Consider the following 13,743-nt stretch of genomic DNA (forward strand, 5'->3'; position numbering starts at 1 on the left):
GAGCGAGGCGCCGTTCAACGAGGTCAGCTCCCCGTGGGACGTACGAGGGAGACGGCGGTGCGCAGCAGGATGCAGAGGTCCTGCCAGAACGACCAGCTGTCGATGTAGGCGTTGTCGAACCGGCACCGGTCCTCGATCGAGGTGTCGCCCCGCAGGCCCTGGATCTGGGCGAGCCCGGTGATGCCGGTCGGCATCCGGTGACGCTCGGCGTATCCGGGGTAGGTCTGGCTGAACTTGCCCACGAAATAGGGGCGTTCGGGCCGTGGGCCGACCAGGCTCATGTCGCCCCGCAGGACGTTCCACAGCTGGGGAAGCTCGTCGAGCGACGAGCGGCGCAGGAACTGGCAGAACCGGCTCATGTGCTGCTCGCCCGCGACGGTCCACCGGGTCGCGGCCTCGTGCGGGTCGGCGGGCCGGTGCGTGCGGAACTTCAGCAGAGTGAACGGCCGTCCGCCCCTGCCGATGCGCTCCTGACGGAAGATCACCCCGGGGCCGTCGGTCGCTCGCAGGACGGCGGCGCACGTGAGGAGCACGGGGCTGATGAGCAGCAGCAGGATTCCCGAGGTCACGAGGTCGAGGGCGCGCTTGCTGACACTGAAGTGCCTGCGCCGCACGGGCACGAGCTGACGGCAGGGGAACCCCGCGAGCCGCCCGGATCTGGCCTGGCGCCCGGGCGCGTCGTAACCCGGCGGCTGTGTCGCGTCGACCGCCCATACGTCACAGCCCGAACCGCTCAGCGTCCGCAGCCACCCGATCTGTTCCGGGCCCGGGGTCGGTCCGACGACCAGGACCGTGCGTACGTCGTTCTGGATGACCGCGCGGCGCAGCTCCTCGATCGTGGAGAGCACCGGCAGTTCGGCGCCCTCCGACTCCGGGCGCTCGGCGGGCGCGTCCCCCACGATGCCCACGGGCCGCACCCCGGCCCGCGGATGGCGCAGGACCGCCTCCGCCACGCGCCGCGCGACGGTTCCGGGGCCGACCACCAGGGCCGGGCGTGGCTGGCGGAGCGCCGCTCCGCGCGCCCATCCGTACAGGGCGCCGCGGCCCGCGCAGCACAGCACGCTCTGGAGAGCCGCCGCCGTGCACAGGGTGGTGAGGGAGAGCGGGTCGAGGTCGGGGACGCTCGCGGCGAGGAGCCCCACGGCGCACCAGCTCAGGAGGGCCTGCCAGGCGAGCGACGGCAGTTCGTCGAGGGCACAGGGCACGGCGAGCGGGCGGTACAGCGCGGCGCGTGCGTTCAGGCCGGTCACCGCGGCCAGCAGCAGGACCACCACGAGAGGGTGGCGCTGCGCCGCGGTGAGCAGCACGGTGCCGAGGAGAGCGGCGCTGCAGTCGACGGCAAACAGGGGGAGCGCCGACGAGCGACGCGCCGAAGCCCCCCAGGCGATGCTCGTCCGGCGCCCGCTCCCGGCCCCGCGGGGTGGGATGACCGAGGCGGTGGCGATGGCGTGGTCGGCCGCCCGTGGCTGCGCGGCAGGGGCGACGGTTCGTTCCGCACTCACGGGTTGATGGACTCCCTGCACTTGATGGGTCCCACGCCCAGTAGCTCGCGGTACACGGCCGCGACAGCGTCCGCGGTGTGCCGCACGTCGTGGGTGTTCAGGACGTGGCGGTGTGCTGCCCGGCCGAGGGATTCACGCAGTGGCGGGTCTCCGAGGAGGCACAGGAGAGCTCGCGCCAGTGCCTCGGGGTCCTCGGCGGGGACCAGGCCGTGGGCCACCAGTGCGGGCGGCAGGCTCTCGCGCGCGCCGTCCACGTCGGTGACCACCACGGGCCGGGCGCAGGCCATCGCCTCCAGGGGTACGAGTGCCATGCCCTCCCACCGGGACGGCAGGACGACGATGTCGGCCGCCTGGTACCAGGGGGTGGCGTCCCCGACGTCTCCGGCGAACCGCACGGAGGCGGGCGCCCGCTCGCGCAGGCCGGCCGCGTCGGGCCCGTCCCCGACGAGCACGAGCCGGGCGAGCGGCAACCGCTCGGCGACCGACGCCCACGCCCGCAGCAGGACGTCCTGCCCCTTCTGCCGGCACAGCCGCCCCACGCACACGACGAGCAGCTCCTGCCGGGAGAGCCCGAGGCCGGTCCGTGCCGCGTGCGCGGCCACCGGCCGGAAGCGTGCCACGTCCACCCCGTTCGGGATCACGGACCAGGGCGCGTCGATCCCGGAGCGCTGCCCGGTGAGCCGCTCCGCCTCGCTGACGCAGACCATGTGCGTGGCCCAGCGCGCCCCGAAGCGTTCCCAGTGCCGGGCGAGCCGCGCGGTCACCCCGCCGACGGCCTCGAAGGACCAGGCGTGCGGCTGGAACACCGTGGGCACCCTGCCGCGCAGGGCCAGGCGGGCGGCGAGCCCGGCCTTGGCGCTGTGCGCGTGCACGACGTCGGGCCGCAGCTCGTCGACGATGCGGGCGAGGCGCCGCACCTCGTCCGGCAGCCCCGGCCCCGGGGAGCGGGCCGCCGCCCACGCGTGCGTGCCGCTGCCCAGGCCGCGTACGGCATCCGGCAGACGGCCGCCGGCCGGACACGCCACGTCGACCCGCATCCCGGTGGACAGCTGGGACCTCACCAGGTCGGTGACCACGCGGGCCACTCCGCCGTCGACGGGCTGGGCGACGTGAAGGACGCTCAGCCGGTGGTCAGTTGATGACAGTTGCATGCACGGCGCCTCGGCGTTGCCCTTTCGGGAAAGGTCCGAACCAGGAGGGAGAATTTAAATGCGAAAGTCACACCGGACTCGTAACTTCCCGCACTTGTTCTTACAAATGGCTTCAGGAGGAGAGCAACACTAGCCGCTTTCCGCATTAATCCAGGAAGGCTGACAAGTGTGTCGGAAACGTGAAGTGCGTAACGCCCGGAACCGGCCGGGAGCACGGCCCGGCGGACCCTTCGCGTTAACTCGGCGCCAGCAGATCACCCTTATGGGCCCACAACTCCTGCGGGCGACATCCGTTGATCCATGGGCCGGGCACCCCGCCCTGCCGAGCATCAACTGACCAAGGAGCAACCCCGCATGTCGCGTACCGCGAAGGCCCTCGCCCTCTCCACCGTTGTCGTGGCCGCCATGGCCGGCAGCGCCGGCATCGCCGCCGCCGACGCCGGCGCCGAGGGTGCGGCCGTCGGCTCGCCCGGCGTCCTCTCGGGCAACATGGCCCAGGTCCCGGTCCACATCCCGGTCAACGTCTGCGGCAACACCGTGAACGTGATCGGCCTGCTGAACCCGGCGTTCGGCAACACCTGCGTCAACAGCTGACGCATCGGCAAGACGCACTGAGCGACGGCCGTTCTCCCCCGAGGAGGACGGCCGTCGTGCGTTCCCGTTCCCTCCTGTGCCCCGTACGGCCGCCATGCCCCCGAATGGCAGTCGCTCGGTTGCGGTCGGTCCGCACCGCTTTCACGGTGAACACAAGATCCGACGCATCACCGAAGGGAACATCCATGCGTGCTCTGCCCGTACGGCGTATCGCGACCACCGTCCTGTGCGCCTCTCTCCTCATCGGGACGGCAGGCCCCGTCGTCGCCGCCGAGAGCGACACCCCGCATGGCAGCACCCAGGAGGCGGCCCGCGCACCGGTCCCCGACGCGGAGAAGCTGCTGGCCCAGGTCAAGACCCTTGCCGACGCGGGTGGTGTGCTCACACCCGTCACCGATCTGCTCACCGCCGTGCTCAAGGCGGACAAGGGCCAGCTTCCCGCCGAGGACGCCACGAAGCTCGCCGCCCCGGTGAAGGACGCCATCGCGAAGGCCACGGCCCTGCCCTCCAAGGCCCCCGAGCTCCCCCAGACCCCGGCGGTCCCCGAGGCCCAGACGCTCCCGCAGCCCCTGGCGCTCCCCAAGGCGCTGGAGGACGACGCCACCGCGTCCGCCGACCCGAAGGCCGACGCCCTGAAGGCACTGCAGACCTCGGTCGACGCCCTGATCAAGGCGGCCACCGGGGGCGACGCCAAGGCCGTGGCGGGGACGGCTCCGACCGTGCTGACCGGCCTCGTCAACCTCGTCGCCGCCACGCTGGTCGGCGGCGGCCTTCCCGCTCCCGACCTGGCGGGGCTCCCGTCCCTGCCGAAGGCCCCGGAGAAGCCCGCGGCCCAGGCGCCCCAGGCTCCCGCGCTCTCCTGAGCCCGGTTCAGCCACACCCGTCGCGCGGGCCTTCGGGGCCGGCGCGACGGTCTTTTGCGTCCCTCGTGACCGTCCATCTCATACGAGAATGAGACAGCGCCTTCGTTCGGGTGGGTTCCGTGAATTTCCGCCGCACAGAGTTTCCGCCGTACACAGCGCTCGTTACCCATGGCGAAGTGAAAAGCCCCTCTGGCGACCGTTCGTCGCCGCAGAAAGGAACACGATGAAGCCCCTGAAGGCTGCCGCTGTCGTTGCCGGATCCCTGGTCATCGCTGGTGTCGCCGCACCCGCCTTCGCCGCCGACCTCACGCCCACCAGCCTGAATGGTGCAGTCGACACGATCGCCGGGTCGACGTCGTCCCTCGACGCGGCCCCGCTGGCCACCAACGCCCTTGACACCGAGAACAAGGACTCGGTCGTCAACGCCGTGTCAGGTGCCGCGGAAAGCCTGCACGCGGGCGGCGGCGCCGGCAAGCTCCTCGGCGGACTTCCCGTCGCCAAGTAGAGCTCTCCTCTGCTTCTCCACCAGGGCCGGTTCCGCGGACGCATTCCGCGGAACCGGCCCTCGGTCATTTCCCGGCCTTTTCCGCATTCACGGGCCCAGTTCGAGCGCGGGCCCCCGGAGTTCGACCGGTGCGTGCCCCGATCGTGTGATCGCTCGTCCGTAATCACCCAGTCAAGTGAAAGATGGGTCCGGAGCCCCCGAACACATCGATACCGTTCCCGGATGACCTCGACATCGAGCGAAACCCGCACTTTCCGAGCCGCCGATCTGGGCACTCTCACCGTGATCGCCTGGAGTGGTGAACACCCCGACGACGAGAAGGACATGCCTTTCCTGCTCGCCTATTCGCTCGGTGACGGCGAGGGCGGCCCCGAGGCAGCGGCCGAAGCCATCGAGCTCTTGCTGCAGAACACCGGACTCCCCGTCGGTGGCCCCGTCGTGGAGACCTCCCGCAACCCGAGCCTGCCGGTCACCCTCCTCGTCGAGGCCGGGCAGGCCGTACTGAACATGCCGCACCTCAACGCCCAGTGCGTGGTGCCGCCGGAGTGGCTCGCGGCGGTGGACGAGCGCGGCCACGCCTACTTCATGTTCACCACGCGCCCCTGGCCGGAGGCCAAGCCCGGCGTCCCGCTCGCCGAGGAAGCCCTCGCGGCGTTCGCGGGCGCCGAGGAGACCATGACCCGCTCCGCGCACTGCCTGGTCACCGCGAAGAGCCTGCGCGGCTAGGAACTGCCGCAAGGGCCCGTACACGACTGGAGCCCGCCGGTCGGGACAGACCGGCGGTCCCCGGCACCAGTGAGGACACCGCGATGCACACCAAGACGCCCCTCCCCGCGGCCCGTAGGCCCGAGGCTTCCTCGGGGCACGTGGAGCCGCCGCCCCCCGGCACCGGCGGGAGCCGTGCGTTCGCGCTGCTCCTGGTGATCACGGGCGCCGCCGGGCTGCTCTCGGCGTGGGTCATCACGCTGGACAAGTTCAAGCTCCTCGAAGACCCCGACTACACCCCCGGCTGCAGCCTGAACCCGGTGGTCTCCTGCGGCAACATCATGAAGAGCGAGCAGGCGTCGGTCTTCGGCTTCCCCAACCCGATGCTGGGCATCGCCGCCTACGCAGCCGTGATGTGCGTCGGCATGAGCCTGCTGGGCCGCGCGCGCTTCCCGCGCTGGTACTACCTGACGCTGAACGCGGGCGCGCTCCTCGGGGTCGCCTTCTGCACCTGGCTGCAGTACCAGTCGCTGTACGAGATCAACTCGCTGTGCCTGTGGTGCTGCCTCGCCTGGGCCGCCACGATCACCATGTTCTGGTACGTGACCTCGTTCAACGTCCGGGGCGGCCTGCTGCCCGCGCCCGCCGGACTGCGCACGTTCCTCGGCGAGTTCACCTGGGTGCTCCCGGTGCTGCACATCGGCGTCATCGGCATGCTCGTCCTCACGCGCTGGTGGGACTTCTGGACCAGCTGACACCCCCGTACGGCAGCACGCGCAAGGAGGCATCAGCAGTGACCATCACCCGGCGGGCCACGACGGGCGGCCTCATCGGAGTCGCCGTCGCCGCGGTGGCGGCGCAGGCCGCCATCCAGTGGCAGGCCCGGCAAGCGGCCCAGGACCCGCCGTCCGACGATCTCGGGGACGGCTCGTTCGACGAGGTCTACGAGGGCCGGCACATCCGCGGGTCACGAGCGGCCGCGGGGCGGCAACGCCCGCACGGCTCCTGGGACATCACCGTGGACGGGCGTCCGCTCCACCTCATGCGGCGCGCCGACGGCGGCTATCTGACCATGATCGACCACTACCAGTCGTATCCGACGCCGCTCATCGCCACCCGCAGAGCAGTGGACGAACTCGGCCGTGGCCGGCAGCTGCGCGGCGGGACGGTCTGATCACTGCCGCGCACACCCCGATCGGAGGAGCGAACCGAAGTGGTCCACACGCGCAAGAACCAGGCCCGGCTGACCAGCGCCGAGAAACGGCGGTTCGTCAACGCGGTGCTCACACTCAAACGCAGGGGCGAGTACGACGAGTTCGTGCGGATCCACGTCGAGCACTACGTGTCCGACGGCGAGGCCGGCCTGCGGGTGGCCCACATGACGCCCTCGTTCCTGCCCTGGCACCGCAGGTTCCTCCTGGAGTTCGAGCAGGCCCTGCAGCGGCTGGACTCATCGGTGACCGTCCCGTACTGGGACTGGACGGCGGACAGGTCACCGGGCGCCTCGCTCTGGGGCAGCGGGCTCATGGGCGGCAACGGACGGCGATCGGACCGGCAGGTCATGACCGGGCCGTTCGCCCGGTCGAACGGCACCTGGATCATCACGGAAGGGGAGTCGGACGGCGATTTCCTCATGCGTGACTTCGGCCGGCCGCAGAACCCGATCGAACTGCCCACCGAGGCGACGCTGGCCTGGGCCATGCGCGATCCGGTGTACGACAGGGCGCCCTGGGACTCCACGTCGGACGGCGGCTTCCGCAACAAGCTGGAGGGGTGGACGACCGGCACCGGCAACAACAAGTGGCGCAACCACAACCGCGTCCACCGCTGGGTCGGCGGACACATGCTCGGCGGCGCGTCCGTCAACGACCCCGTCTTCTGGCTGAACCACGCCTTCGTGGACCTGCTGTGGGACCGCTGGCAGGCCAAGCACCCCCGCTCCGCGCCCTACCTGCCCGAGAAACCGCCGGGGCCAGGGGCGAGCCCGCTGCACGGCCGTATCTGCGCCCGCTTCGAGGGGATGCCGCCGTGGGACGTGAAGCCGGACGAGCTGATCGGGCACCAGGGCATCTACCGGTACGCGTGACGGATGGACCACGCTTGACGGATGGACCACGCGAGGCGGATGGGCAGGGAAAAGCCCCCGGCGGTCACGGACCGCCGGGGGCTCACATGCGGGATCAGCCGCCGTAGCCGTGGCCGCCCTTGTGGCCGTCGGCGTTGACGCAGGTGTTGCCGAACGCCGGGTTCAGCAGCCCGATGACGTCGACCGTGTTGCCGCACACGTTGACCGGGACGTGGACCGGGACCTGGATGAGGTTGCCCGAGAGGACGCCGGGCGAGCCGACGGCCGCACCCTGGGCGCCTGCGTCGGCCATGGCCATACCGGTGCCACTGAGCACCACGGCGCCGGTGCCGACGGCAACAGCGGCTGCCTTCGCGATGCGAGACATCACGTTCTCCTTTGAATTGACGAATACCGCCGCATGCACGCGGCCGTACTGTCCCTTCAACGGCGTCATCGACCGCAGGTAACGGCACCGATCGGTACATCATTGGTGAAATCGGCGGGGTGCCCGTGTCCAGGGCTGTGCCGAGCCGTTGCGCATCACATGATCTCAACACGACGCATGGCCGCCGTCCTCGCTCTCGCCGCCGGCGCCTCCGCCCTGGCCGCGCCCGCCGCGAGCGCCGAAGCCATCAACCCCACCGGCGTGATCAACTCGCTCGCCACGTCCCAGATCCCGGATGAGCAGCGCGCCGAGATGCCCACCGTCACCGAGCAGCTCAGTGGCCTCAACAACCTGTACGAGCTGCAGCAGCTCCACCAGGTGACCGACCTGGCCGCGCCCGTCACGGGTCTGCTCTACGCCTAGTACCGGTCGAGTGCGCGACGTGAGGCGGGGTCGGGTCCCAGTGGGCCCGGCCCCGCCTCACGGCATGGTGGCCACGACCGACGCGTACGAGAGGCCCGCACCGTAGCCGAGCAGCAGGGCCGTGTCGCCGGGCTTCGCCTCGCCCGACGCGAGCACCGCGTCCATGGCGAGCGGGATGGAGGCGCCGGACGTGTTGCCCGAGGTCACGATGTCCTTGGCCACCCGCACGCCCTCCGGCAGGCCGATGCGCTTGGCCATCGCGTCGATGATGCGGACGTTGGCCTGGTGGGGGATGAAGACGTCGAGGTCGGCGGGTGTGATGCCCGCGGCCTCCAGGGCCTGTCCGGCGACCTCGGCCATCTCGTAGACGGCCCAGCGGAAGACCCGCTGCCCCTCCTGCCGCATCCACGGGAACTCCTGGCCCGGCGAGTCCCTGAGCACGTCCCACGGGGCGGTCTGCTCGATCGCGTCCGCCTGCGAGCCGTCCGCTCCCCAGACCGCCGGACCGATGGCGGGGGTCTCGGAGGGGCCGATCACCACGGCGCCCGCTCCGTCCCCGAAGATGAACGCGGTCGAGCGGTCCTTGAGGTTCAGCAGGTCGGTCATCCGCTCCACGCCGACGACCAGGACATGGCCGCCGCGGCTGCGGACCGCGTCCGCCGCGAGCACCACGCCGTGCACGAATCCGGCGCAGCCCGCCGACAGGTCGAAGGCGGCCGCGCCCCGCGCCCCGACGCGGTGCGCGATCTCCGTCGCGACGGCCGGGGTCTGCTTGAGGTAGGTGAAGGTCGCCGCGATGACGCAGGTGATGTCGGCCGGCGTGATGCCCGCCGCCGCGATGGCCTTGGCGGCGGCCTCCTCGGCCATCACCGCCAGGGTCTCGTCGGGCCCCGCCCAGCGCCGGGTGCGGATGCCCGTACGGGACCGGATCCAGTCGTCCGACGAGTCGATGAGGCTGCTGGCCTCTTCGTTGTCGACGATCCGTCGCGGGCGGTACGTTCCCACGCCCATGATCCGTGCGAAGCGGGCGCCCCGGGACGTGCTCAGTGCCGGGCTCACGGGGTGCTCCACTTGTCCCGCGCCTCGGCGAACGCCTCGGCGAACAGCGGGTCGGCCACCGAGCCCCGCTCGTGCCTGCCCCCGTACCGCTCCTCGTAGGCGGCGAACCACTCGGGGTCCGAGTCGAGGAACAGGACGTCGTGGAAGGCCATCCAGCGCATGGCCAGCATCGGCACCGGCGAACGCGAGACCTCGAACTCCGGGTTGCGGGCGGCGCGTTCGTCGCAGTCGGGGTGGAACTGCGCCAGCATCAGGCCGCGGCCCACCAGTTCGGGCTTGGCGAGCGCGTGTGCCTCGTCGAGCAGACGGTTGCTGCCCGCGGGCAGTCCCGTCAGGACCAGGACCAGGGTGTGCAGGACCCGGTTGCGGCCCTCCCACCGTGTCGTCTCGAAGGCCTCGGCCATGCGGCGCACGAGGCCCACCATTCCGTCGGCGTCGATGTCCGGGGCGACCTGCCACTCCTCGATGCGGAAGCTCTGCGCCTTCATCGAGGATTCGACGAACGGGCAGACGGCGCCCTCCCGGTTGATACGCTCGTGCGGACGCATGATGAACTCTTCTATCCACTGCCGCCCCCGTTCCAGGGGCGATGCGGCCGAGCGGTCTGGTGTGTCCGCCCTCCCAGGGGGAGTGACGGCCGATACCGACGGACTCATGAGGGTTCCCTCCGTGATTCAGGACGCACTGAACCGCCACCCGGACTCGCGTGACGCAGAGGGGTGTTGAGGTCGCGTGGCGACTCAGCGGTTCAGCTCGGGCAGTTGTTGGTCTTCGCCGGTCAACTCATCTCAGGGCGGTGCTCGTCCGGTGACGCGCGGCGGTCCGGTGGAACTCAGTAGTTGTCGCCGAAGGCGGCGCGCTGGCGCTTCTCCAGCCAGCCGCTGAACAGCTTGCCGATCGGCGCGGCGGCCACGCCGCCCTGCTCCCCCGGTTCGGCCACGGACAGCAGCCAGGCCGGCATGAAGCGCAGCGTCCAGCCGGGCGCGGTCTTGCGCATGTGGGTCGCGAACCCCTTCCAGATCTGCTTGCCGAGGGCCGGGGCGAGGCGGCCGAGGAGTTCGCGCTCCTCGTCGCCGGCGTGCCCGGCAAGCTGTTCGCGCACCTCCTCCGTGCGTTTGGCCAGTTCCGTGGCGGCCGCGGGGTCCGTGCCGAGGCGTTTGCTCGTCTCGTGCCAGGTGTGCAGGACCTTCGCCAGCTCTTCGTGCTCGGCGGTCATCAGGGCCAACGCCTCCTGGTCGGCGCCCAGTTCGCGCAGCCGCGGCCAGAGGAAGTCGTCCTCGCCCTCGTGGTGGTGTTCGATCACCTGGAACAGCTTGTCCACGTAGTCGCGGAGGGCGGCGGCCTGTGCGGCGTCGGGCGTACGGGCCAGCTGCTCGGCGCTGCGGGCCACGCGGTCGAGGTCGCGCACCATGGCACGGTGGGCCAGCAGCATCGTCTGGTGGCCCGAGGGCAGGTGGGCGATGGACTCGGTCATGAATGTCGCTCCTTACAGGGTCAACGGCGGGCGGTACGGGTGTTCGCGCGCCGGGTGCTTCGGGTTCACCAGGCCTCGTCCGGCACGGCCATGAGCACCGTGTCCGTGTGCTCCGCGATACGTCGCTCTGCGGTCAGCAGCGGGAGCACCTCCTGGGCGAAGAACCTGGCTGTTGCGATCTTGCCTCGGTAGAAGGCCGCGTCGGGGGCGTTCAGGCCATCCGGGCCCTGCGCCAGCTTGGACTCGGCCACCGTGGCCTGCCGGAGCAGGAGCCAGCCGACGAGTACGTCGCCGGCCGCCATCAGGAGCCTGGTCGTGTTCCGGCCCACCTGGTACATCGCCGTTGATTCCTCGAAGGACCGCAGCAGGTGGCCGCCCATGACGTCGGCGATGGCCCGCAGTTGTGTGACCGCCTCGGCCAACTGAGCGTGCGCCGCGTCGAGTTCCGTGCCCGTCTCGGTGCGGGCGGTCTTCTCCACCTCGGTCAGGAGCGCGCCGAGCGCGGCGCCCTGGTCCTTCGCCACCTTGCGGAAGAAGAAGTCGAGGCCCTGGATCGCGGTGGTTCCCTCGTACAACGTGTCGATCTTGGTGTCGCGTATGTACTGCTCCAGCGGGAAGTCCTTGAGGTAGCCGGCGCCGCCGAAGATCTGCAGGGCGTGGTTGAGCTGCTCGCAGGCGCGCTCCGAGCTGTAGCCCTTGACGATCGGCAGGAGCAGGTCGTTGAGTGCCTTCGCCTCCTCGTCCACGCCGCCCGCCGCCTCGGCCTCGGCGATGCGGTCCTGCACCGTCGCGGTGTGCAGGACCAGGGCGCGCAGGCCCTCGGCGTACCCCTTCTGGAGGAGCAGGGAGCGCCGGACCTCGGGGTGGCGGTTGATGGGCACCTTCGGTGCCGCCTTGTCGCCGAAGGCCGCCAGGTCCGTGCCCTGGAAGCGCTCCTTGGCGTACGCGGCCGCGTTCAGATGGCCCGTGGACAGGGTGGCCGCCGACTTGGTGCCGACGATCATCCGGGCCTGTTCGATTACCTGGAACATCTGCCGTATGCCGTCGTGCACCTCGCCGAGGAGGACGCCGACGGCGGGCTGTTCCGCGCCGAAGGTGAGCTCGCAGGTGGCCGAGGACTTCAGGCCCATCTTGTCCTCGAGGGCGGTGGCGAACACGCCGTTGCGTGCGCCGAGGCGGCCCGTGGAGTCGTCCGCGACGTGGAACTTGGGCACCAGGAAGAGCGAGAGGCCCTTCGTGCCCGGCTTGTGGCCCTCGGGCCTGGCGAGCACGAAGTGGACGATGTTCTCGGCCAGGTCGTGCTCTCCGGAGGTGATGAACCGCTTGACGCCCTCGATGTGCCAGGTGCCGTCGGGCTGCCGCACCGCCCTGGTCCGGCAGGCGCCGACGTCGCTGCCCGCGTCCGGTTCGGTGAGCACCATGGTGGCGCCCCACTGCCGGTCGACCATGAGGCGGGCGAGGCGACGCTGCCGCGGGGTGCCGAGCCGGTCGAGGATCTTCGCGAAGCCCGCGAGCCCTTGGTAGAGGTAGAGCGAGGGGTTGGCGCCGAGTGCGAGCTCGGCGACGGCCCAGCGCAGGGACGGCGGGATGTCGGCGCCGCCCAGCGACGACGGCAGGTCGAGCAGGTGCCAGCCGGACTCCATCCAGGTGGTGTACGCCTGCTTGAAGGAGTCGGGCAGCGTGACCGACCGGGTCGCCGGGTCGTAGTGCGGCGGGGTGCGGTCGGCCTCGACGAAGGGGTCCGCGAGTTCGTGCACGGCGAGCCGCTCCACCTCGGCCAGGATGCCGCGCGCGGTGTCACGGCTCGTCGCCTCGAAGGCTCCCCTGCCGTACGTGCGGTCGCAGCCGAGGACCTCGAAGAGGTTGAACTCCAGGTCCCGCAGGTTCGACTTGTAGTGGCTCATGGCGCGCGGTGTCCGAGCAGGGCGGCGAGCGCCGTGGCGAGCCGCTCGACCTCGTCCACGGTCCCGACGGAGATCCGCAGATAGCCGGGCAGTCCGAGTACGTCGAGGTTGCGCACGAAGATGCGGTGCTCGGCGGCGAGCCGGGCCGCGAACCCCACGCTGTCGCCCGGGGCCGTGCCCTCCCCCGGCACCTTGACCATCACGAAGTTGGAGACGGACGGGGCGTGTTCGATGTTCAGGGTGTCCAGGGACTTGCAGAGCAGTTCCCTGGCCCTTGCGTTGTCCGCGCGTACCCGGTCGATGTGCTCGGGCTGTTCGAGGGCCCGCAGCACGGCTCGCTGGGCCGGCCGGTTGACGTTGAAGGGCAGGGCGCCCGCGACGCCGCTGATCCGCTGGATGAGGTCCTGGGGGCCGATGGCGAAGCCCATCCGGACCGAGGCGAGACCCCATGCCTTGGAGAAGGTGCGGGTCACCAGGACCCGGCGGCCCGCGCGCACCGCGTCGAGGGCGAACTCGTGGGCAGGGCCCGCGAAGTCCATGTACGCCTCGTCGAAGACGAGCACCGTGCCGCTGCGCTCCGCGGCGTCGATCAGCTCCGTCACGGCCGCCCGGTCGAGCACCGCTCCGGTCGGGTTGAGCGGGTTGCAGACGAAGGCGAGTTCGGCGCCCCGCTCCATCTCGGCCACGACCCCGTCGACCGGGATCGCGGCACCGTCCAGCGGAACCGTGTGCGCCCGCGCCCCGACGGCCGCGGCGGACACCACGTAGCCGGGGAAGGTGGTGGCGGTGGTGACGACGGAGGCGCCGGGCTCGCGCAGGAACGCCATGGAGGTGACGAGGACCAGTTCGTCGGTGCCGTTGCCGACCGCGATCATGTCGGGGGTGACCCCGAAGTGCGCGGCCAGCTTCCCCCGCAGCTCCCCGCACTCGCTGTCGGGGTACCGGTTGAGGTAGCTCGCCGCCTCCGCGCGCACGGCGTCGACGGTTCCGGGCGGCGGGCCGTACGGGTTCTCGTTGAGGTGCAGTCGCAGATGGTCCTCCTTGCCGACGATCTCGGTGTCGGCGAAGAAGCCCGGTGGTGGTGCCTGGACCTGAGGCATGTGGATCCCT

Annotated in this window: 16 protein-coding genes; 8 read left to right on the forward strand and 8 right to left on the reverse strand. The window is 71.0% G+C overall.

Annotation, left to right across the window (positions count from 1 at the left end):
* Positions 1 to 23: 23 nt before the first annotated feature.
* Together ACWD02_RS09760 and ACWD02_RS09765 are read right to left on the reverse strand one after the other, a co-directional pair.
* Positions 24 to 1,502 (reverse strand): sugar transferase, encoded by a 1,479-nt coding sequence (locus ACWD02_RS09760; protein ID WP_451206756.1) that lies wholly within the window; start codon positions 1,500 to 1,502, stop codon positions 24 to 26.
* On the reverse strand, positions 1,499 to 2,653 hold the full coding sequence (locus tag ACWD02_RS09765; protein ID WP_451206759.1) for a glycosyltransferase: 1,155 nt from the start codon (positions 2,651 to 2,653) through the stop codon (positions 1,499 to 1,501). The genes ACWD02_RS09760 and ACWD02_RS09765 overlap by 4 nt, the downstream gene beginning before the upstream one ends.
* Positions 2,654 to 3,007: 354 nt before the next feature.
* Here ACWD02_RS09765 and ACWD02_RS09770 point away from each other — a divergent pair, with 354 nt between their 5' ends.
* The 7 genes from ACWD02_RS09770 to ACWD02_RS09800 all read left to right on the forward strand — a co-directional run bounded on the left by ACWD02_RS09770 (position 3,008) and on the right by ACWD02_RS09800 (position 7,406).
* Positions 3,008 to 3,247: a chaplin gene (locus ACWD02_RS09770; RefSeq protein WP_451206762.1), complete on the forward strand. Its 240-nt coding sequence runs from the start codon at positions 3,008 to 3,010 to the stop codon at positions 3,245 to 3,247.
* 185 nt (positions 3,248 to 3,432) lie between these two features.
* Positions 3,433 to 4,110 (forward strand): hypothetical protein, encoded by a 678-nt coding sequence (locus tag ACWD02_RS09775; protein ID WP_451206765.1) that lies wholly within the window; start codon positions 3,433 to 3,435, stop codon positions 4,108 to 4,110.
* A gap of 223 nt (positions 4,111 to 4,333) precedes the next feature.
* Complete coding sequence (locus tag ACWD02_RS09780) at positions 4,334 to 4,615, forward strand: hypothetical protein (RefSeq protein ID WP_363209031.1); 282 nt, start codon at positions 4,334 to 4,336, stop codon at positions 4,613 to 4,615.
* A gap of 222 nt (positions 4,616 to 4,837) precedes the next feature.
* Positions 4,838 to 5,341, forward strand: a complete 504-nt coding sequence (locus ACWD02_RS09785; protein ID WP_451206768.1) for a DUF5949 family protein — start codon at positions 4,838 to 4,840, stop codon at positions 5,339 to 5,341.
* Between the two features lie 83 nt (positions 5,342 to 5,424).
* On the forward strand, positions 5,425 to 6,075 hold the full coding sequence (locus ACWD02_RS09790) for a vitamin K epoxide reductase family protein (protein ID WP_451206770.1): 651 nt from the start codon (positions 5,425 to 5,427) through the stop codon (positions 6,073 to 6,075).
* Positions 6,076 to 6,113: 38 nt separating this feature from the next.
* Positions 6,114 to 6,494 carry a tyrosinase family oxidase copper chaperone gene (locus ACWD02_RS09795; RefSeq protein WP_451206772.1) on the forward strand — a complete coding sequence of 127 codons (381 nt, stop codon included), beginning with the start codon at positions 6,114 to 6,116 and terminating at the stop codon, positions 6,492 to 6,494.
* A gap of 39 nt (positions 6,495 to 6,533) precedes the next feature.
* On the forward strand, positions 6,534 to 7,406 hold the full coding sequence (locus ACWD02_RS09800; protein ID WP_451206775.1) for a tyrosinase family protein: 873 nt from the start codon (positions 6,534 to 6,536) through the stop codon (positions 7,404 to 7,406).
* Positions 7,407 to 7,500: 94 nt separating this feature from the next.
* Here the strand turns inward: ACWD02_RS09800 and ACWD02_RS09805 are convergent, their stop codons facing one another.
* Positions 7,501 to 7,773: a chaplin gene (locus ACWD02_RS09805; RefSeq protein WP_451206777.1), complete on the reverse strand. Its 273-nt coding sequence runs from the start codon at positions 7,771 to 7,773 to the stop codon at positions 7,501 to 7,503.
* Between the two features lie 177 nt (positions 7,774 to 7,950).
* On the opposite strand from ACWD02_RS09805, the gene ACWD02_RS09810 reads away from it, so the two are divergent.
* Positions 7,951 to 8,196 carry a hypothetical protein gene (locus ACWD02_RS09810; RefSeq protein WP_451206780.1) on the forward strand — a complete coding sequence of 82 codons (246 nt, stop codon included), beginning with the start codon at positions 7,951 to 7,953 and terminating at the stop codon, positions 8,194 to 8,196.
* A 57-nt stretch (positions 8,197 to 8,253) separates the two neighbouring features.
* Here the strand turns inward: ACWD02_RS09810 and ACWD02_RS09815 are convergent, their stop codons facing one another.
* The 5 genes from ACWD02_RS09815 to ACWD02_RS09835 form a co-directional block, all read right to left on the reverse strand.
* Positions 8,254 to 9,255, reverse strand: coding sequence for a beta-ketoacyl-ACP synthase III (locus ACWD02_RS09815; RefSeq protein ID WP_451206783.1), 1,002 nt, complete (start codon positions 9,253 to 9,255; stop codon positions 8,254 to 8,256).
* On the reverse strand, positions 9,252 to 9,911 hold the full coding sequence (locus ACWD02_RS09820; RefSeq protein ID WP_451206786.1) for a DUF6875 domain-containing protein: 660 nt from the start codon (positions 9,909 to 9,911) through the stop codon (positions 9,252 to 9,254). Before ACWD02_RS09820 ends, ACWD02_RS09815 begins: the two co-directional genes overlap by 4 nt.
* Positions 9,912 to 10,087: 176 nt before the next feature.
* A complete protein-coding gene (locus ACWD02_RS09825) occupies positions 10,088 to 10,729 on the reverse strand; it encodes a hemerythrin domain-containing protein (RefSeq protein ID WP_451206789.1) in 642 nt (213 codons plus the stop codon).
* A gap of 65 nt (positions 10,730 to 10,794) precedes the next feature.
* On the reverse strand, positions 10,795 to 12,633 hold the full coding sequence (locus ACWD02_RS09830) for an acyl-CoA dehydrogenase (RefSeq protein WP_451206791.1): 1,839 nt from the start codon (positions 12,631 to 12,633) through the stop codon (positions 10,795 to 10,797).
* Positions 12,630 to 13,733 carry a pyridoxal phosphate-dependent aminotransferase gene (locus ACWD02_RS09835; RefSeq protein WP_451206794.1) on the reverse strand — a complete coding sequence of 368 codons (1,104 nt, stop codon included), beginning with the start codon at positions 13,731 to 13,733 and terminating at the stop codon, positions 12,630 to 12,632. The genes ACWD02_RS09830 and ACWD02_RS09835 overlap by 4 nt, the downstream gene beginning before the upstream one ends.
* Positions 13,734 to 13,743 lie beyond the last annotated feature (10 nt).

The organism is Streptomyces sp. NPDC002853, assembly GCF_053591915.1.